At 71.8% G+C, this 22969-nt stretch carries 23 protein-coding genes, 2 tRNA genes and 2 pseudogenes; 13 read left to right on the top strand and 14 right to left on the bottom strand.

Going from position 1 to position 22969, the window contains the following annotated elements; translation table 11 throughout:
- The first annotated feature begins 174 nt into the window (after positions 1 to 174).
- From ACODT5_RS37280 to ACODT5_RS37235, 10 genes and pseudogenes are all read left to right on the top strand, one after another.
- Positions 175 to 247, top strand: a tRNA-Arg gene (locus ACODT5_RS37280).
- Positions 248 to 454: 207 nt separating this feature from the next.
- Entirely contained in the window at positions 455 to 820 is a 366-nt protein-coding gene (locus ACODT5_RS37275) for a PH domain-containing protein (RefSeq protein WP_422523456.1), read from the top strand.
- Positions 821 to 1045: 225 nt separating this feature from the next.
- Entirely contained in the window at positions 1046 to 1939 is an 894-nt protein-coding gene (locus tag ACODT5_RS37270) for a DUF2797 domain-containing protein (RefSeq protein ID WP_422523455.1), read from the top strand.
- 105 nt (positions 1940 to 2044) lie between these two features.
- Positions 2045 to 2386 (top strand): antibiotic biosynthesis monooxygenase family protein, encoded by a 342-nt coding sequence (locus tag ACODT5_RS37265; RefSeq protein ID WP_385368724.1) that lies wholly within the window; start codon positions 2045 to 2047, stop codon positions 2384 to 2386.
- Positions 2367 to 3248 (top strand): amidohydrolase family protein, encoded by an 882-nt coding sequence (locus ACODT5_RS37260; protein ID WP_422523454.1) that lies wholly within the window; start codon positions 2367 to 2369, stop codon positions 3246 to 3248. The genes ACODT5_RS37265 and ACODT5_RS37260 overlap by 20 nt, the downstream gene beginning before the upstream one ends.
- Positions 3249 to 3324: 76 nt before the next feature.
- Entirely contained in the window at positions 3325 to 4092 is a 768-nt protein-coding gene (locus ACODT5_RS37255; RefSeq protein ID WP_422523453.1) for a response regulator transcription factor, read from the top strand.
- 191 nt (positions 4093 to 4283) lie between these two features.
- Complete coding sequence (locus ACODT5_RS37250) at positions 4284 to 5837, top strand: sensor histidine kinase (protein WP_422523452.1); 1554 nt, start codon at positions 4284 to 4286, stop codon at positions 5835 to 5837.
- Positions 5838 to 5862: 25 nt separating this feature from the next.
- The gene (locus ACODT5_RS37245) at positions 5863 to 7128 is read left to right on the top strand and encodes a bifunctional glycosyltransferase family 2/GtrA family protein (RefSeq protein ID WP_422523451.1); all 1266 of its coding nucleotides are present in this window, start codon (positions 5863 to 5865) and stop codon (positions 7126 to 7128) included.
- Positions 7128 to 9344 carry an ArnT family glycosyltransferase gene (locus ACODT5_RS37240; protein WP_422523450.1) on the top strand — a complete coding sequence of 739 codons (2217 nt, stop codon included), beginning with the start codon at positions 7128 to 7130 and terminating at the stop codon, positions 9342 to 9344. The genes ACODT5_RS37245 and ACODT5_RS37240 overlap by 1 nt, the downstream gene beginning before the upstream one ends.
- Positions 9345 to 9441: 97 nt before the next feature.
- Positions 9442 to 9681 (top strand): annotated as a pseudogene (locus ACODT5_RS37235) (TetR/AcrR family transcriptional regulator); the annotation flags it as partial.
- Here ACODT5_RS37235 and ACODT5_RS37230 read toward each other — a convergent pair.
- Both ACODT5_RS37230 and ACODT5_RS37225 read right to left on the bottom strand, forming a co-directional pair.
- Positions 9624 to 11305: pseudogene (locus tag ACODT5_RS37230) on the bottom strand (MDR family MFS transporter); the annotation flags it as partial. The pseudogenes ACODT5_RS37235 and ACODT5_RS37230 sit on opposite strands and share 58 nt — an antisense overlap.
- An 83-nt stretch (positions 11306 to 11388) precedes the next feature.
- Entirely contained in the window at positions 11389 to 11874 is a 486-nt protein-coding gene (locus tag ACODT5_RS37225; protein ID WP_422523448.1) for a MarR family winged helix-turn-helix transcriptional regulator, read from the bottom strand.
- 80 nt (positions 11875 to 11954) lie between these two features.
- Here ACODT5_RS37225 and ACODT5_RS37220 point away from each other — a divergent pair, with 80 nt between their 5' ends.
- Positions 11955 to 12194 (top strand): hypothetical protein, encoded by a 240-nt coding sequence (locus ACODT5_RS37220; protein ID WP_385380886.1) that lies wholly within the window; start codon positions 11955 to 11957, stop codon positions 12192 to 12194.
- Positions 12195 to 12222: 28 nt separating this feature from the next.
- On the opposite strand, the gene ACODT5_RS37215 is transcribed toward ACODT5_RS37220, so the two are convergent.
- The 10 genes from ACODT5_RS37215 to ACODT5_RS37170 form a co-directional block, all read right to left on the bottom strand.
- Positions 12223 to 13035 carry a hypothetical protein gene (locus ACODT5_RS37215; protein ID WP_422523447.1) on the bottom strand — a complete coding sequence of 271 codons (813 nt, stop codon included), beginning with the start codon at positions 13033 to 13035 and terminating at the stop codon, positions 12223 to 12225.
- 93 nt (positions 13036 to 13128) lie between these two features.
- Positions 13129 to 13983: an RNA polymerase sigma factor SigF gene (locus ACODT5_RS37210; protein WP_243341827.1), complete on the bottom strand. Its 855-nt coding sequence runs from the start codon at positions 13981 to 13983 to the stop codon at positions 13129 to 13131.
- A 246-nt stretch (positions 13984 to 14229) separates the two neighbouring features.
- A complete protein-coding gene (locus tag ACODT5_RS37205) occupies positions 14230 to 15282 on the bottom strand; it encodes an RNA polymerase sigma factor SigF (RefSeq protein ID WP_422523446.1) in 1053 nt (350 codons plus the stop codon).
- Between the two features lie 211 nt (positions 15283 to 15493).
- The gene (locus tag ACODT5_RS37200) at positions 15494 to 15655 is read right to left on the bottom strand and encodes a hypothetical protein (protein ID WP_422523445.1); all 162 of its coding nucleotides are present in this window, start codon (positions 15653 to 15655) and stop codon (positions 15494 to 15496) included.
- A gap of 405 nt (positions 15656 to 16060) precedes the next feature.
- On the bottom strand, positions 16061 to 16381 hold the full coding sequence (locus tag ACODT5_RS37195) for a hypothetical protein (protein ID WP_250738522.1): 321 nt from the start codon (positions 16379 to 16381) through the stop codon (positions 16061 to 16063).
- Positions 16382 to 16485: 104 nt separating this feature from the next.
- A tRNA-Ser gene (locus ACODT5_RS37190) sits at positions 16486 to 16572 on the bottom strand.
- 56 nt (positions 16573 to 16628) lie between these two features.
- Entirely contained in the window at positions 16629 to 17057 is a 429-nt protein-coding gene (gene tadA / locus ACODT5_RS37185) for a tRNA adenosine(34) deaminase TadA (RefSeq protein WP_422525148.1), read from the bottom strand.
- Positions 17058 to 17134: 77 nt separating this feature from the next.
- Entirely contained in the window at positions 17135 to 17740 is a 606-nt protein-coding gene (locus ACODT5_RS37180) for a tRNA adenosine deaminase-associated protein (RefSeq protein ID WP_422523444.1), read from the bottom strand.
- Positions 17741 to 18049: 309 nt separating this feature from the next.
- Positions 18050 to 18223 carry a hypothetical protein gene (locus ACODT5_RS37175; protein ID WP_243341832.1) on the bottom strand — a complete coding sequence of 58 codons (174 nt, stop codon included), beginning with the start codon at positions 18221 to 18223 and terminating at the stop codon, positions 18050 to 18052.
- Between the two features lie 104 nt (positions 18224 to 18327).
- Positions 18328 to 19287 carry a universal stress protein gene (locus tag ACODT5_RS37170; protein ID WP_422523443.1) on the bottom strand — a complete coding sequence of 320 codons (960 nt, stop codon included), beginning with the start codon at positions 19285 to 19287 and terminating at the stop codon, positions 18328 to 18330.
- Positions 19288 to 19480: 193 nt separating this feature from the next.
- Between ACODT5_RS37170 and upp the strand changes: the two genes are divergently transcribed.
- Complete coding sequence (gene upp, locus ACODT5_RS37165) at positions 19481 to 20116, top strand: uracil phosphoribosyltransferase (RefSeq protein ID WP_422523442.1); 636 nt, start codon at positions 19481 to 19483, stop codon at positions 20114 to 20116.
- Between the two features lie 96 nt (positions 20117 to 20212).
- Here the strand turns inward: upp and ACODT5_RS37160 are convergent, their stop codons facing one another.
- The gene (locus ACODT5_RS37160; RefSeq protein ID WP_422523441.1) at positions 20213 to 20863 is read right to left on the bottom strand and encodes a LytR C-terminal domain-containing protein; all 651 of its coding nucleotides are present in this window, start codon (positions 20861 to 20863) and stop codon (positions 20213 to 20215) included.
- Positions 20864 to 21007: 144 nt separating this feature from the next.
- Entirely contained in the window at positions 21008 to 21304 is a 297-nt protein-coding gene (locus ACODT5_RS37155; protein WP_112446725.1) for a type II toxin-antitoxin system VapB family antitoxin, read from the bottom strand.
- An 88-nt stretch (positions 21305 to 21392) separates the two neighbouring features.
- Here ACODT5_RS37155 and ACODT5_RS37150 point away from each other — a divergent pair, with 88 nt between their 5' ends.
- Positions 21393 to 22964, top strand: a complete 1572-nt coding sequence (locus ACODT5_RS37150) for a helicase HerA-like domain-containing protein (RefSeq protein ID WP_422523440.1) — start codon at positions 21393 to 21395, stop codon at positions 22962 to 22964.
- Positions 22965 to 22969: the final 5 nt, after the last annotated feature.

Here is a 22969-nt window from a genome sequence, read left to right as displayed (position 1 = left end):
GGATCTGCCCGCGCGGAGGCGCGCCGGGGGCGCCCGGGCACCCAACCGGATGATCTTCTTCCGAGCTGTTTCCGCAGGTCAGCACGGGTGGAGCTAATGGATTTCGCGTCCCGGCGAGGTCCATGTATTGTTGTTCTCGCAAGGCCAACGGGGCGCAAAACCCCGGCCAGCCAAGCACTCGTAGCTTAACGGATAGAGCATCTGACTACGGATCAGAAGGTTGCAGGTTCGAATCCTGCCGAGTGCACAGCCCAAGAGGCCCCCCGGTTCACCGGGGGGCCTCTTGCGTTGCCCCTCTCCCGTTCTCCCTCCTCCTCAGTGATGAGGCCTGGCTCCGGGGAGCCACGGGGTGAGATGGCTCTGGCGGGGGACGCGGGGTGACGGGCGGCCCGGATACGTTTTCTTGGAGATCGAATCACCGGGAAACACCGCCGGGAAAGCAGGGGGAGCTCACATGGGACTGTTCGGGAACGCGCACGCCGTGGATCCGGCGTCGGCACACCGCGAGTACGCGCGGCTGCTGGGTCAGGGGGAGCAGGTGCACGCCGCCTATCTGCTGATCCGCGACACGATCCTGTTCACCGACCGGCGGCTCGTGCTCATCGACAAGCAGGGGATCACAGGGAAGAAGGTGGAGTACCACTCGATTCCGTACCGGAGCATCACGCACTTCTCCGTGGAGACCGCCGGCCACTTCGACCTGGACGCGGAGCTGAAGATATGGCTCTCCGGGAGCTCGGTGCCGATAGCGAAGACCTTCACCAAGGGCGTCGACATCTATGAGGTCCAGGCGATCCTGACGCAGTTCGTCGCCCGCTAGCCGGGCAGGCGAGGAGAGGGAGGGGTCGAACCCCGTTCGGTCGCGGGGGGTGACTTCGGGATCGGGTAGCGTCTCGGCGAGGGTGTGCAGGGACGCGGGAGGAAGTGCGGTGGACGACATCGACCGGGCGCTGATCCAGCGCCGCCAGGAGGACACGGGCCGGCCGTACGCGGCGCCGGCGGCCTCCGCCGTCCTGGAGACCCTCTTCGAGCGACCGCTCCCCCTGTGACCTGGTGGTGCACCGGCCTCCGGTGGAACGACGGCCGGCCCGCCATGGGCTGGTACGGGCGGGGACCGGGACGGGGCGAGCGCACCAGCCTCCTCGCGTACGGGCAGCCCCTCGCCTTCGCCGCCCGGGGAGAGCGCCACTGCCTCGGCATCCGGCGGGCCGGACGGCGGACGCCGTGCCCGACCGGGCGGACCGTGCCCGGCCGGAGCGGGAACGCCCAGTGCCCCGAGTGCGCCGGCCTGGACCGTTCCTTCTCGGTGGCGGCCGACACCAACGCCGGTGATCCGCGTACCTACCGGGTGTACCTCGCCTGGTTCGGGGCCGGGCTGGTCAAGGTCGGCATCACCGCCGAGGAGCGCGGGTCCGTCCGGCTGCTGGAGCAAGGGGCGGTGGCCTGGGCCTGGCTGGGGCGCGGGCCGCTGATGGCCACCCGCCGGACCGAGGAACTGCTGCGGGCCGCCCTCGGAGTGCCCGACCGGATCGCCTATGCCCGCAAGCGGTCCGTGCGGGGAGAGGTGCCGCCGGGACCCGAGCGGGCGGCGGAGGTCGCCGCCCTGCACGCACGGGCCGCCGCGCTGGAGGGGTGGCCGGAGTCGCTGGAGAGGCTGGAGTGCGAGGTGACCGACCACGCCGGGGCCTTCGGGCTCGACGCCCTGCCCGCCCCTGCCCGGGTGATCACCGAGATGGTGCCCGGCGGAACCGTCGCCGGCCGGCTTCTCGGGGCCGCCGGGCCCGATCTGCACTTCGCCGACGGGCTGGTGGTGGACACCCGGCTGCTCGCGGGGTGGGAGCTGGTGGCGCCCCGGGAGGGCGATGTCACCGAGGTGCCCGTGGCGGGGATCCCGACCGCCGGGCGGGAGGCAGCCGGCGCGCAGGACGGGCTGTTCTGACCCGACCGGGCGAGTCGCGGTACAAGGTCAAAACTTGGATCCCTTTGGCCGTCCGGGCCGTTTTCCGGTGGACATGCCAGGCACCGGCCGCAGAGGGTGGTGGGCATGACCATCAAGCCCGTACAGGCCTTCGAACCGCCCTATGTCATCAGTGTGTTCACCAGCGTCCGGACCCCCGAGGACAGTGGATACCCCGAGACGCTCGACCGGATGACCGAGCTCGTCAGCGGCAACCCGGGTTTCCTCGGCTACGAGTCCGCGCGGACGCCCGGCGGGCTCGGCATCACCGTGGCCTACTTCCGTGACCACGAGTCCCTCGCGCTCTGGCGCCAGGAGATGGAGCACCAGGCGGCCATGAAGCAGGGCCGCGCCGACTGGTACGAGAGCTACACGCTGCACATCGCGACGGTCGAGCGGAGCCACGGCTTTGTCCGCGAAGACGGCTGAGGCCGTCCGGGCGTTCCGGGAACGGCTCGGGGTGCCCGGGCTGGTCGACGTACACACCCACTTCATGCCCGAGCGGGTGCTGGACAAGGTGTGGGACTACTTCGACGCGGTCGGCCCGCTGACCGGCGTCGAGTGGCCCATCACCTACCGGCACGAGGAGGAGCAGCGGGTCGCGCTGCTCCGGGAGTTCGGGGTCCGGGCCTTCACCGCCATGCTCTACCCCCACAAGCCGGCCATGGCGGCCTGGCTCAACTCCTGGTCCGCCGATTTCGCCGCCCGCACCCCCGACTGCCTGCACACCGCGACCTTCTTCCCGGAGGACGGGGTGCGGGAGTACGTCGGCCAGGCCGTCGCGGCGGGGGCCCGGGTCTTCAAGGCCCACCTCCAGGTCGGCGGGTACGACCCCACCGACGACCGGCTCGACCCGGTCTGGGGGCTCCTCGCCGAGGCCGGGATCCCGACGGTCGTGCACTGCGGTTCGGGGCCCGTCCCGGGCAAGCACACCGGACCCGAGCCGATCGCCCGGCTGCTGGCCCGCCACCCCCGGCTGCCGCTGATCGTCGCGCACATGGGGATGCCGGAGTACGCCGACTTCCTCGACCTGGCCGACCGGTACTCCGAGGTCCGCCTCGACACCACGATGGCCTTCACCGACTTCTCGGAGCAGTTCAGCGGCTTCCCGCCGCAGGACCGCGGCCGGCTCGCCGACCTCGGCGACCGGATCCTGCTGGGCACCGACTTCCCGAACATCCCCTATCCCTACGAGCACCAGCTCGACGCCCTCGAACGGCTCGGCCTCGGCGACGCCTGGCTGCGCGCCGTCTGCCACGACAACGGAGCCCGGCTCTTCCACCTGGCCTGAGGGGCGGGAGGGGTTTCTCAGGGAATTCACAGGTTCACGCAAGAGCGCTCTCAGGGGCGGCGGCCAGCGTGTACGCATGACTGCGACGACCACATCCCACGCGTCCACGTCCACCGGCAACCACACGGCCCTCGTGCGGCCCGACGGCAGCCCGTGCCGGGTCCTCGTCGTCGACGACGAGGCCGCCCTCTCCGAGCTGCTCTCGATGGCCCTGCGCTACGAGGGCTGCGAGGTCCGCAGCGCGGGTGACGGTGCGGGCGCGGTGCGCGCGGCACGGGAGTTCCGGCCCGACGTCGTCCTGCTCGACATCATGCTCCCCGACATGGACGGGCTGGCCGTCCTGGGCCGCCTGCGGCGGGAGCTCCCGCAGGTCCCGGTGCTGTTCCTGACGGCGAAGGACTCCGTCGAGGACCGCATCGCCGGTCTGACGGCGGGCGGCGACGACTACGTCACCAAGCCCTTCAGCCTGGAGGAGGTCGTCGCCCGGCTGCGTGGCCTGGTCCGGCGCTCCGGTGCCGCGCAGGCCGCGCGCGGCGGGTCGGTGCTGGAGGTCGGCGACCTGCGCCTCGACGAGGACAGCCACGAGGTGACCCGGGGCGGTCAGGACGTCCACCTGACCGCGACCGAGTTCGAGCTGCTGCGCTACCTGATGCGCAACCCGCGCCGGGTGCTGAGCAAGGCGCAGATCCTGGACCGCGTGTGGTCGTACGACTTCGGCGGTCAGGCCAACGTCGTCGAGCTGTACATCTCCTACCTGCGGCGCAAGCTCGAGAGCGGAACCGGCCTCCCGCCGATGATCCACACCCGCCGCGGCGCCGGCTACCTGATCAAGCCGGCCGACTAGTGGCAGCCGGCGAGCCCAGGCCGGCCGGCCGTGCGCGCGAGGCGGCCGAACCGGGAGCCGGGGACGTACGAGCACCCGCGCGCACCCGCCGTCCCCGCAGGCCCGGCCGCCCCGGGCGCCCCTCCGGCCCCCGCCGCCCCCGCCGGAGCCGGCGGCCCTGGTCACTGCGGACCCGGCTCGTCGTCTCGGCGGTGGCCCTCATCGCCGTCGTCGGCGCGGCCATCAGCACCGTCACCACCGTCGCGCTGCGCTCGTACCTGGTCGACAAGGTCGACGAACAGCTGCGCGTCTCCGTCGAGATGGCGAGCCGCCCCAGCCCGGGCAAGTTCCCCCGGGAGAACAGCCTCGGCGTCGTCATGGGCCCCGGATCTCCGCTCGGTGCCGTCGGGATCCGCCTCGACACCGCGGGGAAGACCGTCGAGAGCGTCCGCAGCGAACGCAGTGCGGCCGTCGGCGGATCCGGCTCCGGCTCCGGCGGCCGCCCGCCCCTCACCCCGGCCCAGGCCTCCGTCCTCGCCGAGGCCGCGCGCAAGGCCGCCGACGGGCGTCCCGGCGACCCGGTCGAACTGCAGCTGCCCGGCCTCGGCGGCTACCGGGTGCTGGCCGCGCCCGGCAGCAGCAGTAGCGACAGCAGCGGCGGCAGTGGCGGCGGCATCGTCATTGGATTCCCGCTCTCCGACGTCGACTCCACCGTGCACACCCTGATCGCCGTGGAGGTCTTCGTCACCCTCGCCGGGCTGATCGCGGCCTCCCTCGCCGGACAGGTCCTGGTCGGCGTCGCGCTGCGCCCGCTGCGCCGGGTCGCCGCCACCGCCACCCGGGTCTCCGAACTCACCCTGCACAGCGGCGAGCCCGCCCTCCACGAGCGGGTCCCCGACGCCGAGGCCGACCCGCGTACCGAGGTCGGGCAGGTCGGTGCCGCCCTCAACCGGATGCTGGGCCACGTCTCCTCGGCCCTGACCGCACGCCAGCAGAGCGAGACCCAGGTCCGCCAGTTCGTCGCCGACGCCAGCCACGAGCTGCGCACCCCGCTGGCCTCGATCCGCGGCTACGCCGAGCTGACCCGCCGGGGCCGCGAGGAGCCGGGCCCCGACACCCGGCACGCCCTGGGCCGCATCGAGTCCGAAGCCACCCGGATGACCGGTCTGGTGGAGGACCTGCTGTTGCTGGCCCGGCTCGACGCGGGCCGCCCGTTGTCCACCTGCGACACCGATCTGGCCCCGCTGGTCGTGGACGCCGTCAGTGACGCCCGGGCCGCGGGCCAGGGCCACCACTGGCGCCTGGAACTCCCCGAGGAGCCGGCGCCCGTCCACGCCGACCCGGCCCGGATCCAGCAGATCCTGGTGAACCTGCTGGCCAACGCCCGGACGCACACCCCGCCCGGCACCACCGTCACCGCGCATGTTTCACGTGAAACATCCGCCGTCCGGCTCCGGATCGAGGACGACGGCCCCGGCATCCCGCCCGAGCTGCTGCCCCACGTCTTCGAGCGCTTCGCCCGCGGCGACGCCTCCCGCTCCCGCTCGGCGGGCTCCACCGGCCTCGGCCTGGCCATCGTGGCCGCCGTGGTCTCGGCCCACGGCGGCCACGTCGGCGTCCGCAGCGTCCCCGGCCACACCTCCTTCGAGGTCCTGCTCCCCCTGGCCGACCCGCCGCCCGGCGGAGCCCCCGCCCCCGCCGCCGCCCTCGCCGCCCCCGCGCAGCCGGACTCACAGACAGGCCACAGGGTCAGCACACAGCGGTGACAGCCCGGCCCGCGAGGGTCGGGTCATGCCTACCGACACCTCTCCCGGAGCGCTCCCGGTACGGGCGCCCCTCGCGCCCGTACCGGGTGAGCCCGTCCTCGACGTGGTGATCCCGGTCTTCAACGAGGAGACGGACCTCGGCCCCTGCGTGCGCAGGCTGCACGAGCACCTCACCCGGACCTTCCCGTACCCCTTCCGCATCACCATCGCCGACAACGCGAGCACCGACCGCACCCCCGAGGTCGCGGCCGCCCTCGCCGCCTCCGTGGCCGGGGTACGCAGCACCCGGCTGGAGCAGAAGGGCCGCGGCCGGGCCCTGCGCACCGTGTGGGGGGAGTCGGAAGCGCCCGTCCTCGCGTACATGGACGTGGACCTCTCCACCGACCTCAACGCCCTGCTGCCGCTGGTCGCCCCGCTGATCTCCGGCCACTCCGACCTCGCCATCGGCACCCGCCTGGCCCGCTCCTCGCGGGTGGTCCGGGGAGCGAAGCGGGAGTTCATCTCCCGCGCCTACAACCTGCTCCTGCGCTCCTCGCTCTCCGCCCGCTTCAGCGACGCCCAGTGCGGCTTCAAGGCGATCCGCCGCGAGGTCGCGACCCGGCTGCTGCCGCTCGTCGAGGACTCCGGCTGGTTCTTTGACACCGAGCTGCTGGTCCTCGCCGAGCGAGCCGGGCTGCGGATCCACGAGGTCCCGGTGGACTGGGTCGACGACCCCGATTCCACCGTCCACATCGCCCGCACCGCCGCCGAGGACCTCAAGGGCGTCTGGCGGGTGGGCCGGGCGCTGGCCGTCGGCGCGCTCCCGCTGGACCGGCTCGCCCGCCCCTTCGGAGACGACCCGCGCGACCGCACCGCCCTGCCCGGGGTGCCGCGCGGGCTGGCCCGCCAGCTCCTGGGCTTCTGCGTGGTCGGAGCCCTGTCCACCCTCCTCTACCTGCTGCTCTACTCCGCGGCCCGGACCGCCGCCGGCCCCCAGCTCGCCAACGCCGCCGCGCTGCTGCTCTCCGCCGTCGCCAACACCGCCGCCAACCGCCGGCTCACCTTCGGCGTCCGCGGCCGGGCCCGCGCCGTGCGCCACCAGGCCCAGGGGCTCGTGGTGTTCGCGATCGGGCTGGCCCTGACGAGCGGTTCGCTCGCCGCCCTCGGGGCCGCCAGCGCCACGCCGGGGCACAGCACCGAGCTGGCCGTCCTGGTCACCGCCAACCTCGCCGCCACCGTGCTGCGGTTCCTGCTCTTCCGCGCCTGGGTCTTCCCCGAACGGCGCGCCACTCCCGCGAAGGACGACTCCTGATGACCACGGCAGCGCTACCGCTCCATCCGCCCTCCCCGGCCTCCCCGTCCCACAGGGCGACCCGGGCGCACGCCGCGCGGCCCGGCTGGGAACGCCCCGCCTTCCTCGGGCTGCTCCTCGCGACCGCCGTCCTGCTGCTCTGGGACCTGGGGGCCTCGGGCTACGCCAACTCCTTCTACTCCGCCGCCGTGCAGGCCGGCAGCGAGAGCTGGAAGGCCTTCTTCTTCGGCTCCTCCGACGCCGGGAACTCCATCACCGTCGACAAACCCCCGGCCGCGCTGTGGCCGATGATGCTGTCCGTCCGGCTCTTCGGGCTCGGTGCCTGGCAGATCCTGGTCCCGCAGGCCCTCATGGGCGTCGGCACGGCCGCCGTGCTCTACGCCGCCGTGCGCCGCCAGTTCGGCCCGGTGGCGGCCCTGATCAGCGGAGCCGTCTTCGCGCTCACGCCGGTGGCCGCGCTGATGTTCCGCTTCAACAACCCCGACGCACTGCTGACCCTGCTGATGACGGTCACCGTGTACTGCGTGCTCCGGGCCCTCGAAGGGGCGCACACCAAGTGGCTGGTCTGGGCCGGGGTCGCGGTCGGCTTCGCCTTCCTGACCAAGACCCTGCAGGCCTTCGTCATCCTGCCGCCCCTCGCCCTGCTGTACGCGCTCTGCGCGCCGACCGGGCTGCGCAGGCGCCTCGGGCAGCTGCTGCTCTCCACCCTCGCGATGGTCGTGGCCGGCGGCTGGTGGGTCGCGATCGTCGAACTGTGGCCCGCCTCCTCCCGCCCGTACATCGGGGGCTCGCAGACCAACTCCTTCCTTGAACTGACCCTCGGCTACAACGGTCTGGGCCGGATCAACGGCGAGGAGACCGGCAGCGTCGGCGGCGGAGCCCGCACGGCCGCCGAGGGCATGACCGGTGGCCCCGGCGGCGGTGGCGGCGGCGGGATGGGCTGGGGAGAGACCGGCATCGACCGGCTGTTCTCCTCGAACATCGGCGGTCAGATCGGCTGGCTGCTGCCCGCCGCGCTGATCCTGCTCGTCGCGGGCCTCGTGGTCACCTGGCGGGCCCGCCGGGCCACCGATTCCCTGGAGGGCATGGCCCGCGCGGCCTTCCTCGCCTGGGGCGGGGCGCTGCTGATCACCGCGGTGGTCTTCAGCTTCATGCAGGGCATCTTCCACGAGTACTACACCGTCGCCCTGGCCCCCTACATCGCCGCCCTGATCGGCATGGGCATCGCCGTCCTGTGGGAGGAGCGGGGCAGCCGGGCCGCCTCCCTCACGCTCTCGGTGACCCTCGCCCTCACGTCGTACTGGGCCTTCGTGTTGCTCGGCCGCTCCGCGGAGTACGTGCCGTGGTTGCGCTGGCCGGTCCTCGCTGTCGGACTCGGCACGGCCCTGCTGCTGCCGTTCACCGCGCGGCTGGGCCGCCGCACCGCACTCGGCGTGGCGGCAGTCGGCCTGGGCGTGGCCCTGGCCGGACCCCTCGCGTACTGCCTGACCACGGTGACCACCCCGCACACGGGCTCGATCGTCACGGCGGGCCCGGCGGTCGCGGGCGGCCGCGGCGGGGGCATGCGCTTCGAGATGCCGGCCGGCGGCGGGATGCCCGGAGGCGGAGCCGCACCGCAGGGCATGGCCCCGGGCGGAACCGCCCAGGGCGGCCAGGCTCCGGGCGGCCAGGCCCCCGGCGGCAACCAGCCCGCCGACGGCGGCCGGAACACCCGGACCGGCGGCGGCCCGGGCGGAGCCGGCGGAGGCATGGGCGGCGGAGGAGGAGGCGGCATGGGCGGCCTGCTCGGCGGGACGAAGACCAGCGCCGAGGCCACGGCCGCGCTGCGCGCCGACGCGGACCGGTACACGTGGGCGGCGGCCGCCATCGGCTCGCAGAACGCCGCGAGTTACCAGCTGGCTTCGCAGCAGCCGGTGATGGCCCTCGGCGGCTTCAACGGCAGCGACCCCTCGCCGACCCTGGAGCAGTTCAAGGCGTACGTGAGCGCCGGGAAGATCCACTACTTCATCGGCCAGGGCAGCACGGGAGCCGATGCCGGTGAAGCGGGCGCCGCTGCCGAGAACGGCACCGCGACCCGTGGCGGGGGCGGCCCCGGCGGGGGTGTGAGCAGCTCCATCGAGACCTGGGTCAAGGCCAACTTCAAGGCCTCCACCATCGGCGGAGCCACCTTCTACGACCTCACCGCACCCACGTCGCAGGCGTCCACCACCCCCTAGCATCAAGGGGCGGACCGGACATTGCGGGCTGGTCCCGTGCACGTGAGGAGGATGCCTCCATGGTCACCCCGGCCGATCCCGGCACGACCCGGACCAGCGGCTGCTGGACGCCGAGGGGCCGGCCCGGTTCTCCATGAGGCGGCTCGCCGCCGGGCTCGGGGTCACCGCGATGTCCCTGTACTGGTACGTGGACACCAAGCACGATCTGCTCGAACTCGCCCTGGACAACGCCCTGGACAACGCCCTGGGCGAGCTGGGCGAACAGCAGGAGCCGGCCGGGCCGCCCATGGAGGGCTGGCCCGGCCGGCTCCGTTCGCCGGCCCGGGCCCACACCGGGAGCCCGGCGGGGGCCGCCGCACCGGCCGCCCCCGCCGCGCCCGCAGGCGCGTAGGCCCGCCGCGCCCGCAGCCCCGTAGACCGCCCGGCTACTCCGCCGGGGCGGCGGTCGGCTCGTGGGCCGCCGGCTTCGACCTCAGGGCGACCTCCTTGATGAACACCACCAGCACCAGCGCGAGCAGCGCCGTGGGTGCGGCGTAGAGGAAGACGTCGCCGACGCCGTGCCCGTACGCGGACTCCACGACCGTGCGGAAGGGTTCGGGCAGCTTGTCGAGGTCGGGGATAGCGCCCCCGCCGGTGCCGCCGTGGCCCATGGCCGCCGCCTTCGGGCCGAGCGCGGCGAGACCGTCCTGGACGTAGTGGGTGACCCGGTTGGCCATGACCGCGCCGAGGGCGGAGACGCCCATCGCGCCGCCGAGCGAGCGGAAGAAGGTGACGACCGAGCTGGCGGCACCGAGGTCCTCGGGGGCCACCTGGTTCTGGGAGGCGAGGACCAGGTTCTGCATCATCATGCCGAGGCCGAGCCCGGTCAGCGCCATGAAGATCGCGATGTGCCAGTACGGGGTGTCGTACCGCAGGGTGCCCAGCAGGCCGAGTCCGGCCGTCAGGAGCACACCGCCGGAGACGAGCCAGGCCTTCCACTTACCGGTCTTGGTGATCACCTGACCGGAAACGGTGGAGGAGACGAAGAGCCCGCCGATCATGGGAATCGTGAGGATTCCGGACATCGTGGGGGACTCGCCACGGGCCAACTGGAAGAACTGGCTGAAAAACACGGTGCCCGAGAACATCGCGATGCCGACGAAGAGCGAGGCCGCCGAGGCGAGGCTGATGGTCTTGTTGCGGAACAGGCGCAGCGGAATGATCGGGTCGCTCGCCCTGGACTCGACGAGGACGAAGAGCAGGCCGAGGGCGAGCGCGCCGCCGGTCATCGTCCAGGTCTGCCAGGAGATCCAGTCGTACGAGCTGCCGGCCTGGGTCACCCAGATCAGCAGCAGCGATACGGAGCCGCTGATCAGGAAGGCGCCGAGCCAGTCGACCCTGACGTCGCGGCGGACGACGGGCAGGTGCAGGGTGCGCTGGAGCACGATCAGGGCGATGACGGCGAACGGGATGCCGACGTAGAAGCACCAGCGCCAGCCGAGCCAGCTCGTATCGGTGATGACCCCGCCGAGCAGCGGGCCGCCGACGGTGGCGACGGCGAAGACCGCGCCGAGGTAGCCGCTGTACCGGCCGCGCTCGCGCGGGGAGATCATCGCGGCCATGACGATCTGGGCGAGGGCGGAGAGCCCGCCGACGCCGATGCCCTGGACCACGCGGCAGGCGATGAGCATGCCGGTGTTCTGGGACATGCCCGCGACCATCGAGCCGAGGACGTAGATCACCAGGGATATCTGGACCAGCAGCTTCTTGCTGAAGAGGTCGGAGAGCTTGCCCCACAGCGGGGTCGACGCCGTCATCGAGAGCAGGGCCGCGGTGACCACCCAGGTGTACGAGGACTGGGTGCCGCCGAGGTCTCCGATGATCTGGGGCAGGGCGTTGGAGACGATCGTGGAGGACAGGATCGCCACGAACATGCCGAGCATCAGCCCGGAGAGCGCCTTCATGATCTGCGGGTGGGTCATGGGCGCGCTGTCGGACGTGCTCTGCGGCCGGCCGTCTCCCCGCACACCGGTGGGTGTGGTCGTAGCCATGTGTTTCCTTCGGTCTAGCTGTCTGGAAGCGTGAAGCTCGATCGGAGTCGGGCCAGCAGGACGTTGAGGTGGTCGACGTCCTCGTCGGACCAGTCGGCCAGGGCCGTCTCCAGCGCGCCGGTGTGGCGGGTGCCGAGCTCGGTGAGGAGCGCGAGGCCGGCCGGTGTCGGGCGCAGGATCCGGCAGCGGGCGTCGCCCGGGTCGGTGTCGCGGGTGATCCAGCCGCGGTCGGCGGTGTGCGCGACGTGCCGGCTGGTCACGGAGATGTCGATGGCCAGGTACTCGGAGAGGCGGCTGAGCCGCATCTCGCCGTGGCGGTCGAGCACCGTGAGCACGGCCGCCGAACCGGGAGGGCAGTCGGGGGGCAGGAGGCGGGCGAGGTCGCGCTTGACGGCGCCGATGCCGGTGAGCTGACGGGCCAGTTCCGCGTAGCGCGCGGCCGGCTGGTCGGCGAGTGCGGTCACGGGCCCCCCTCGAATGTCGTTGCTTCGGGCAACCATAGAAGCAGATGGTTGTTACAGGCAAATGAATCGGGGGGCTGGGCGGTAAAGGAATCGGAAAACCGGCTAGGGTCCTGCGCATGGCTGCGAATCACGACTCGAACCACAACTCACAGGCTCCCCAGGGCGACTACGACCCCGCGGGCAGCACTCAGATGTTCCGGGCGTTCGTCGAGGAGCCGGTACCGGCCCCCGCCGTCCCGGGCTCGCGCATGCAGAACCGTGCCGCGCGCAAGTCGGGCCCGGGCGCGGGCCTGTGGATCGGCGTCGCCGTCGCCGCGGTGGTCCTGATCGCCGTGGTGGCCTGGCTCGCGCTCTGAGGTACGCGCCGACGGCCCGGCCGCCCGCTCAGTTCCAGGTGGCCGTGACCTTCTGGGTCTCCACGCGCATGCCCAGGGGCACGCGCCAGGACTCGACGCAGATCCGGTAGGTCTTCGTCTTCGTCGTGCCGCCCGCGATCGGGGCGGGCAGCGGCTGGGTCGAGGTGATGGTGGCCCAGTCGACGCCCAGTGCGCCGATGATGTGCGTCGCGAAGCTGACCGTGCCCGAACGGGCCGCGGTGCCGCCGGTGTTGGTGAAGGCCACCGTGACCTGCTCGCACCAGCGTTCCGCCGTGGCGGTACGGGTGGGCGCGCCGATGCTCAGCTTCGCCGGCGTGGCCGGAGGCGGCGCGGGGGTGGACGGGGCCGGCTTCGGTGGCGGGCTCGACGGAGTGCCGCCCGGGGCGGTGGGAGGCCTGGTGCCGGGCGTGCTGCCGGGCGGGTTCCCGGTGCCGCCGGGGCCGGTGGGCGTGGATCCGCCCGGGGTGGGGCCGCCCGGGGGCTGGAGCCCCGGGGCGCTGGGCTGCGTACCGCCCGGGACCTCGCCGGGGCTTCCACCCGGAGTGGCGCCCGGGGCGCCGCTCGGGGGGATGTCCGCCGAGGTGCTGCCCGACGTACCGCCGGCGGCCGCGGAGGATCCGGGCGCCGCCTGCGGGAGCGACTGGAACTCGACCCGGGCCTTGGGCGCGACGTTCTCGCCGACGCCCCGCTCCGGGCCCGGAGCGGCCGCGCCGACGGCCACGTAGCCCTCGCGCGCCGGGCCGCCGCAGCCGGTCAGGGCGGCGGTTGCGGCCGTGGCGCACAGGACGAGCAGGGCGGCCGGCCGGGATACCTTTCGCATCCCGGCAGTTTTACTGACGCGTCGTCAATTGGGAAGCGGGTGCGGTGGATTGCCCGAGCGCACCCGCACCCGGTGACCGTAGGGCCGCGGCGGCTACTCGCCGATCAGGCCGACGCGCAGCTGCGCGAGCGTGCGCGTGAGCAGCCGGGAGACGTGCATCTGGGAGATGCCGACCTCTTCGCCGATCTGCGACTGGGTCATGTTGGCGAAGAACCGCAGCATGATGATCTGCCGTTCCCGGGGCGGGAGCTTGGCCAGCAGCGGCTTGAGCGACTCGCGGTACTCGACGCCCTCCAGCGCGGTGTCCTCGTACCCGAGCCGGTCCGCGAGCGAGCCCTCGCCGCCCTCGTCCTCGGGAGAGGGCGAGTCGAGCGAGGAGGCGGTGTACGCGTTGCCCACGGCGAGGCCGTCGACGACGTCCTCCTCCGAGACCCCGAGCACGGCCGCGAGCTCCGGCACGGTCGGCGAGCGGTCGAGCTTCTGGGCGAGCTCGTCGCTGGCCTTGGTGAGGGCGAGGCGCAGCTCCTGGAGCCGGCGCGGGACGCGCACGGACCAGGAGGTGTCCCGGAAGAACCGTTTGATCTCACCGACGACCGTCGGCATGGCGAAGGTCGGGAACTCCACCCCGCGTTCGCAGTCGAACCGGTCGATGGCCTTGATCAGCCCGATCGTGCCGACCTGGACGATGTCCTCCATCGGCTCGTTGCGGCTGCGGAAGCGGGCCGCCGCGTAGCGCACGAGGGGGAGGTTCAGCTCGATCAGGGTGTCGCGTACGTACGTCCGCTCGGGACTGTCCGCGTCAAGGCCGGCGAGCCTCTTGAAGAGGGAGCGGGAGAGGGTGCGGGTGTCGATCCGGGTGTCGATGGCTTCCGAGCGGTGGGACACTGCCGGCACTTCACGCTGCTTGACGAGCGTGAGCACCTGTGAGCTGCCCTGGTCTACGGACATGCCACCCCCTTGAGGTCGCGGACGGTCGCGCTTCATCTGCGCGCCCGTCGGAGGAACGCAGCCTCCACCTGAATACCGGAGGCGGGGCTGCGGCAAACGCGGTTCCAGCAGAATGTCACATGTCGGCAACACGCTGTAGCGCCATGTCGACAAGTATCTCCAGCGACAGAACACGATAGGCCTGCTCTAGGGCGGGAATCTACCGGTGTGTCAGGAAACGCGGAGAATGATCTCCACTCGATCCGGTTAGGCCTCGATCCTGTTTGCGGATCTCAGCCGGGCGAAGCTCCGGGCGAGGAGGCGGGAGACGTGCATCTGGGAGACGCCGAGCTCCGCGCTGATCTGCGACTGGGTCAGATTGTTGTAGTACCGCAGGAGGAGGATCCGCTGCTCGCGCTCGGGCAGTTGTACGAGGAGGTGGCGGACCAGGTCGCGGTGTTCCACGCCGGCCAGCTCGGGGTCCTCGTAGCCGAGGCGGTCGAGCAGGCCGGGGAGCCCGTCGCCCTCCTGGGCGGCCTCCAGGGAGGTCGCGTGGTAGCTGCGGCCGGCCTCGATGCAGGAGAGCACCTCGTCCTCGCCGATGCGCAGCCGCTCGGCGATCTCGGGGGTGGTCGGGGTGCGGCCGTGCAGGGTGGTGAGGTCCTCGGTGGCGGCGTTGACCTGGACCCACAGCTCGTGGAGGCGGCGCGGTACGTGGACGGTGCGGACGTTGTCGCGGAAGTACCGCTTGATCTCGCCCACGACGGTCGGCATCGCGAAGGTCGGGAACTGCACCCCGCGCTCGGGGTCGAACCGGTCGATCGCGTTGATCAGCCCGATCGTGCCGACCTGGATCACGTCCTCCATCGGCTCGTTGCGGCTGCGGAAGCGGGCCGCCGCGTACCGGACGAGCGGGATGTTGGCCTCGATGAGGGCGCCGCGGACCCGCGAGTGCTCGCTGGTGCCCGGCTGCAGGTCCTTCAGCTGCCCGAACAGGACCTGGGTGAGGGCCCGGGTGTCGGCCCCCCGGCTCTGCGGCCTGGGGGCGACCGGGGGCTCCTCGGGGGCCTCCTGCTGGGGCGGTACGTGGGACTCCTGCGGGGAGGCCTGCGGGGAGCCCTGGTGCGGAGCCTGCGGGGAGGTCTGATGCGGGGCCTGCGGGGAGGCCTGGTGCGGACCCTGATGCGGGCTCTGGTGCGGGGTCTGCGGGGAGCCCTGGTGCGGGGCCTGGGCGGAATCCCGGTGCGGTTCCTGTGGGTGCTCCTGTTGCGGGTCCTGCTGGGGCGGCACCTCGGGCGCAGTACTGGCCGGCACGGTCACGCCACCCCTTCACTTCACGTCATCAACTCATCCGTCAAAAGCGGTCATAGCATCACAAGACATGTGCACTGTGTGCAAGCACCGTATATCGCCGTGTTGAGGGCAAGTTGGGCATAACAGGGCATCTTGCCCCGTGTGCGGGAACGCAAAAAGCCCCCCACCCGTCGGAGTGGGGGGCCGGGAAGTCCGGAAACCGCTTCAGCGTACGGGTTCAGCGCACCAGTTCGGTCATGAACTCGCCGATAGCCGTTGCGGCATCCGAGATTCCTTGGAAGCCTATTTTCACCATATCGGCGGCTTTTTCGGGCTGAGTGATGATGACGAAGAAGACGAAGATGACGAGGGCGCCCGAGATCAGCTTCTTGGTTTCCACGTGCGCTGTCGGCCTCCCCAACCGGTCCTGCAAGGTCGGGAGAGTCTATCCGGTCAGGTTCGAACACTCACCCGGCCTTTAAGGACCAATGGCCCGGCGAAGCAGGCCCTTTGCCGGTGTGGCGGCGGTCCCGACAGGCGCAGTATTGAACACGAGCCCACCGGTTCTGGCAGGAAATCGGTGAGCGAGGGACAGGACCTCACTGCGGGGTCCGAGCCGCAAGCTTCCCCCCTGACTGCGGCTTGGACTGGCAGGTTCCGTCCTCATCGGGGGAAGTGGCTTGTCCCCCCGATGCCACTTCCCCCGTCCCAACCGTTGAAGGTCCCGACTCAGGTCGGGGCCTTCTTCGTGTTGTCCGCAGAACCGTGTCCGCCGAACCGTACGGGCTCCGGGTCCCGTCTCCGCCTACTCCAGCCCGCCGGCCAGGTCGGCGATCGGCTGGACCGGGGCGATCACGGGCGCGAGGTGGTTCGGCAGTTCCATCAGCTGGTTGAGCTGGTTCAGGCCGCCGCTGACCTGCCCGCCGATCTCCTGCACGGAGGACGGGCTCGCCCCGTCCGGCATGCCCTGCGGCGCCGGCAGGTCCGGGAGGGTGAGCGGGGAGATCGGGGCGGCGGAGGCGGCGGGAGCCGCGAGGCCCGCGGCGGCCCCCGCGAGGGCGATGGCGGCGAGGATGCGCTGGGTCTTGGTCATGCCGTGACAACGGCCCAGGGCGCGGGCGGTCACGCGGATGTCCCTCGGACGCCGGTAGCAAAGCAGACCGGTAGCAACGCACGCCGCGGGAAACGCCGAGAGCCCCGACCCTTGCGGGGCGGGGCTCTCGATCAGAGCGGTAGCGGTGGGATTTGAACCCACGGATAGCTTGCACCATCACACGCTTTCGAGGCGTGCTCCTTCGGCCGCTCGGACACGCTACCGAGAGAGAGCTTAGCCCAAGGAGACCCGTGCTCTGAAATCGATACGCGCGGAAGCTTCAGAGGTCGCGGAAGAAGTCCGTCAGCTGCCGCGCGCACTCCCCCGCGAGCACGCCCGCGATGACCTCTGGACGGTGGTTGAGCCGGCGGTCCCGTACGAGGTCCCACAGCGATCCGGCGGCGCCCGCCTTCTCGTCGGACGCCCCGTAGACGACCCGGGCCACCCGTGACTGCACGAGCGCGCCCGCGCACATCACGCACGGCTCCAGGGTCACCACGAGGGTGCACCCCGGGAGCCGCCATTCCCCGAGGGCGGCGGCCGCACGGCGCAGCGCCAGTACCTCGGCGTGGGCCGTCGGGTCTCCGGTCGCCTCCCGCTCGTTGTGCCCGGTGGCGAGGAGATCGCCGTTCGGGCCGAGCACCACGGCGCCGACCGGCACGTCGCCGGCCGGCACCGCCCGGGCGGCCTCCTGGAGCGCCAGGCGCATGGAGTCCTGCCACGGGTCCCGTACGGGATCGGGCGTGTACGGGGTGGGCTGCGGGGTGTGGTGGTGCGCGGGGATCACTAGCGGACGGCCTCCAGGACCTCGGTGGCGCCGAGCGAATCGGCGATCTCCGAGAGCGCGTCCCCGTCCAGGGTCATCAGTTGTTTGTGGCTGACCCCGAGGTCGTCGAGCAGCCTGGGGTCGCCGAGCGGACCGGCGGGTGCCGGTTCGGATCCGGCCCGTACCTCGTGACTGTCGTCCGCGTCCGTGTCGTCCGTGTCGTCTGCGTACTCGTGGTCTCCCCCGTCTCTGTCGGCGGATCCGCCGCCCGGATAGGAGGCGACGACCTCGTCCTCGCCGTCCTCGGTGCCGTCGAGGTCCAGCTCGTCGAGTTCGTCGTCCTCGTCGTCCTTGCCGAGCAGCTCGTCGGTCAGCATCGAGCCGTAGGAGCTGCGGGAGGCGGCGGAGGCGTTGGACACGTAGTAGCGCGGGTCCTCCTCGCCGTCCACCCGGACGACCCCGAACCAGGTGTCCTCCTGTTCGATGAGGGCTACCACCGTGTCGTCGTCGACAGAGGCGGAGCGGGCGAGATCGATCAGATCACTCAGAGACTCGACATCGTCGAGTTCCATGTCGCTCGCTTCCCACCCGTCTTCGGTGCGCGCGAGCAGTGCGGCGAAATACACCGTGACTCTCCCACTGGTCATAGGCGTGCCGGTTGGAGTTCCCCCCGGCCGGAGGTGGGTGGGGATGGAACGGCCCCCTGCTCGCCGTTTCGTACCCCGCCCAGTCGGCATCGTGGCAGAAACGGAGCCATTGCGAGAGGTCTTCCGCGCCGTGGCGCTGGCCGCGCGTGTTGTACGGGGCCTCGTGCCGGGGGCGGGGCGGCGGCCGGACGGGGGCCGGGCGACGGGCGCACGGGGGCTGCGGCGGGAGCTCGCCGGGGCCTTCAGCGGGGTTGCGGGCAGGGCTCCGGACAAGGCTCAGGGCAGGGCTCACCAGCGGAAGGTGCGCATGCGCATCTGCTGGCGCATGCGGGCGGCGCGGGCGCGTCTGGGCTGGACCCGGTCGCGCAGTTCCCGGGCCTCGTGCAGGTCACGGAGGAACTGCGCGCGCCGGGCTCTGCGCTGCGCCGTCGTCTCCAGTGGCTCGTGATCGTCGTCGGGCATGGGTCACCGCCCCTGGCTGGTCCGGTCCGGTCCGTCCCCCCGAACCCCCACCTTCCCTCGGACCGGCCGTTTGATGCCACCTTCTGCCATGACTCGGAAGGAATTCAGTCGGATTCCGACAATTCCGACGGCTCCGGCAGCGTCGGGACGATCGCCACCGGCCCGTGCGCGTGCTGCAGCACGGCGTTCGCGACCGAGCCGATCATCAGGGACCGGATGTGCCGGCGCGGGTGGTGGCGGCCCACGACGACCAGCGCCGCCGAGTTCGAGGTGGCGACGAGCCGCCCGGCGGCGTCCCCGGGCACCGCGGCCTGCTCGACGGGCACGGTCGGGTACTTCGCCCGGAACGGTGCGAGCCGCTCCGTCTGGGAGCGGAGCATCTCCCGCTCGGCCGGCACCGCGTCCTCGTCCTCCCCCACCAGCGCCTCCGGCGGGATCACCGCGAAGGGGCTGTCGATCACCATCGTCGGCGACGGCGGGATGCTGTACGCCGACACCACCTGCAGGGTGGTGGCCCGCGCGGCGGCCTCCGTGAACGCGAAGTCCAGTACGTTGTCGGGCGTCTCCGCGGCGTGCAGGCCCAGCACCACGCGCCCGGCCGAGGCCTGGGCGGCCACGTCCACCCCGCGCGCCTCGTGCGCGACCACGACCACCGGGCAGGCGGCGCTGGTGGCCACGGCGCGGCTGTTCGAGCCGAGCAGCAGCGCGGCGAAGCCGCCGCGGCCCCGGGAGCCCATCACCAGCATCCGGGCGCCCTCCCCGATGTCCCGCAGGGCCTCCGGGACGGAGCCCTCCAGGGACTCGTAGTGGACTTCGGAGGGCAGCTGGCCCCCTGCGGCCAGATGGGCCCGTATGCGCACGCTGACGGGGTCCTCGGTCTCCTCGGGCTCGGCGCGGTCGTACAGGGAGGAACGGCGTGCCGCGTACAGCTGGACGCTGTCGGACAGCACGTGGGCGACGACGAGCCCGGTGCCGTGGCGCACTGCCGCAGCCCTTGCCCACTCCAGGGCCTTGAGGCTGTGTTCGGATCCGTCGACTGCGGCGATCACCATTGCGTGGGTCATCAGTCCAGCGTGCTGGGGGTCCGGGCAGGTCGCATCTTCAGGGGTTTGCGGGCGTGGCCGCCGCTTCGGGCGCGAAGGGGTGGGCGCAGCGCGTAGCCTTTTGGGTGTGGGTCGCGTATTTGCGGCCGTTTTCGCAGGTGGCGGCGTCGCAGGTCGCAGCTTTCGCTGCGACAGTCGAGTCTTGGAGGATGTTGTGCGTTTGCAGGTCGTGGATCACCCGTTGGTGGCGCACAAACTCACCACCCTGCGCGACAAGCGCACCGACTCCCCCACCTTCCGGCGCCTCGCCGACGAGCTGGTGACCCTGCTCGCGTACGAGGCCACCCGGGACGTGCGCACCGAGCAGGCCGACATCGTCACCCCGGTCGGTCCGACCACCGGCGTGAAGCTCTCCTACCCGCGGCCGCTGGTCGTACCGATCCTGCGCGCCGGTCTCGGCATGCTCGACGGCATGGTGCGGCTGCTGCCGACCGCCGAGGTCGGCTTCCTCGGCATGGTCCGCAACGAGGAGACCCTGGAGGCCTCCACGTACGCGACGCGCATGCCGGAGGACCTCTCGGGCCGGCAGGTCTACGTGGTGGACCCGATGCTCGCCACCGGCGGCACGCTCGTCGCGGCGATCAAGGAGCTCATCAAGCGCGGTGCGGACGATGTGACCGCGGTGGTGCTGCTGGCCGCGCCCGAGGGCGTCGAGATGATGGAGCGCGAGCTGGCGGGTACGCCGGTGACGGTGGTGACGGCCGCGGTGGACGAGCGGCTCAACGAGCACGGCTACATCGTGCCGGGGCTGGGCGACGCGGGCGACCGCATGTACGGCTCGGCGGAGTAGTCCGAACGCAGCAGCGCGAAAGCCCGGCCCCCGCTTCGGGGGCCGGGCTTTCTCGGTCGGTCAGCCAGTCGGCCAGCCGGTCGGCCAGTCAGGCGGTCAGCACTTCTTGGCGGGCGCGGCCGCGGGCTGGGGGTTGGCCAGGGCGGCCAGGGCCTTGTCCGCGTCGGCCTTCGGCGTGAGCTCCTTGAAGGCGTCGCCCAGGATCAGGTCGATGTCCGCGGTCTCGCGGGTGTCGGTCTGCTGGGTGGCGCCGGCGAGGTTGGTGCCGAGGACGGAGAAGGCGGCCTTGTCCGTCTGCGGCGAGCCGACCAGTATCCCGGCGCCCGGCACCTTCTTGTCGAAGTCGGCGGGGGCGTTGCCGACCTTCCCGATGGTGAAGCCGCGGCTCTTGAGCTCGTCGCCCACGGCCTTGGCGAGGCCCGCGCGCGGGGTCGCGTTGTAGACGTTGACCGTGATCCCGCCGGGCGGCGGGAGGACGACCTTCGGCGCGGCGGCGGCGGTGGAGCCCGCCTTGGGCGCGGGGGTGGCGCAGCCCTTGGTCGCGGCGGCGGCCTTGCGTTTGTCCGCGTCGCCGCCGAACACATCGATGAGCTGCACGGCCCCGTAACCGATCAGGGCGAGCCCGATGATCGATCCGAGCACCAGGAGGACGATCCGGCGGCGGCGTCGAGGGCGGGTCATGCGGGGGTAAGCCGCTCCCGTGACCTTGTACTTTCCGCCCATGCCGGGGGGAGTGAGCATGCTCATGTGCGCAGCGTAATGCCGACCGCTGCCGATGCCCACTGAATCATCTGTTGATAGGGCAAGACTGACCCGAAAGGCGCAACCGGGACCTATCCGACACCCGGGCGGGAGCGGTGCGGCGCCCCGGAAGGGTGGATCAGAGGCGGATCAGCCCAGTTCGAGGACGCGCGCGTGCAGGACCTGGCGCTGCTGGAGCGCGGCGCGGACGGCGCGGTGCAGGCCGTCCTCCAGGTACAGGTCGCCCTGCCACTTCACGACGTGGGCGAAGAGGTCCCCGTAGAAGGTCGAATCCTCGGCGAGCAGCGTTTCGAGGTCGAGCTGGCCCTTGGTGGTCACAAGCTGGTCGAGCCGGACCGGGCGCGGGGCGACATCCGCCCACTGCCGGGTGGTTTCCCTGCCGTGGTCGGGGTACGGCCGCCTATTTCCGATGCGCTTGAAGATCACACGGAAAGCCTACCGGGCGGGGGCCTGCGGGCGCAGCCTTGCGATGACGGTGCAAAGGTGACGAAGAGTGCTATTTCGGGAGTGATATATGAGCCAGAGCACCGCCCCCGCGTCCCCTGCCGGCCAGATCGCCGCGGGGTACGCCTTCACCGGACCCGCGCTCGATCTGGGTGCCCTGCTCTGGGACGGGGTCTGCCTGCCGGAGCACCAGATCCGCATTCCGCTGTCGATGCTCAACCGGCACGGACTGGTCGCGGGAGCCACCGGAACCGGCAAGACCAAGACGCTGCAGCTCATCGCCGAGCAGCTGTCGGCCCAGGGCGTTCCGGTCTTCCTCGCGGACATCAAGGGCGACGTCTCGGGAATCTCCGCGCCCGGTACGGCCAACGAGAAGATCGAGGAACGGGCCAGGGACGTGGCCCAGGAATGGGAGGCCACCGGATGCCCCAGCGAGTTCTACTCGCTGGGCGGCATCGGCCCCGGAATCCCGCTCCGGTCCACCGTGACGAGTTTCGGGCCGGTCCTGATGTCCAAGGTGCTCCAGCTCAACCAGACGCAGGAGCAGTCGCTGGGGCTGATCTTCCACTACGCCGATACCAAGGGCCTGGAGCTGATCGACCTCAAGGACCTGCGGGCGGTCGTCGCGTTCCTCGTCTCGGACAAGGGAAAGCCCGAGCTCAAGGGCATCGGCGGGCTCTCCACCGTGACCGCCGGCGTGATCCTGCGGGCGCTCACCGCCTTCGAGCAGCAAGGGGCCGCCGAATTCTTCGGCGAGCCCGAATTCGACACCAGCGAATTCCTCCGGACGGCTGCCGACGGGCGCGGACTGGTGTCCGTACTGGAGCTCCCGGCGGTCCAGGACAAACCGCAGCTCTTCTCCACCTTCCTGATGTGGCTGCTGGCGGACCTGTACACCGACCTTCCGGAAGTCGGCGATCTGGAGAAGCCCAAGCTGGTCTTCTTCTTCGACGAGGCGCACCTGCTGTTCAACGGGGCCTCGAAGGCCTTCCTCGAAGCCATCACGCAGACGGTCCGGCTGATCCGCTCCAAGGGCGTCGGCGTCTTCTTCGTCACCCAGACCCCCAAGGACGTGCCGGCCGACGTGCTGGCGCAGCTCGGCAACCGGGTGCAGCACGCGCTGCGCGCCTTCACCCCGGACGACGCGAAGGCGCTGAAGGCGACGGCGAAGACCTTCCCGAACTCCGACTACGACCTGGAGGAGCTGCTGACACAGCTGGGCACGGGCGAGGCGGTGATCACGGTGCTCAGCGAGAACGGCGCGCCGACGCCGGTGGCGGCGACCCGGCTGCGGGCCCCCCGGTCGCTGATGGCGCCGATCGACGCGGCCGCGCTGGACCAGGCGGTGAAGTCCTCGCTGCTCTACTCGCGGTACGCGGAGCCCGTCGACCGGGAATCGGCGTACGAGAAGATCAGCGCCGAGCAGGCGGCGGCGGAGGCGGAAGCCGAGGCGGCGGCGGCCGCGGCGGAGGCGGAGAAGCAGGCGAAGGCGGCCGCGAAGGCGGCGCCGAAGCCGGATCCCTCGCTGGCGGAGCAGGTGGTGGGCAGCGGACTCTTCCGCTCCCTGGCCAGGTCGATCGGTACGCAGCTGGGCCGCGAGATCTCCCGGTCCATCTTCGGCACGGCCAGGCGGCGCCGCTGAACTCC

Source organism: Streptomyces tatrensis (assembly GCF_049310065.1).
In the GTDB taxonomy this organism is placed as follows: Bacteria; Actinomycetota; Actinomycetes; order Streptomycetales; family Streptomycetaceae; genus Streptomyces.
This window is presented reverse-complemented; position numbering and strand designations above follow the sequence as displayed.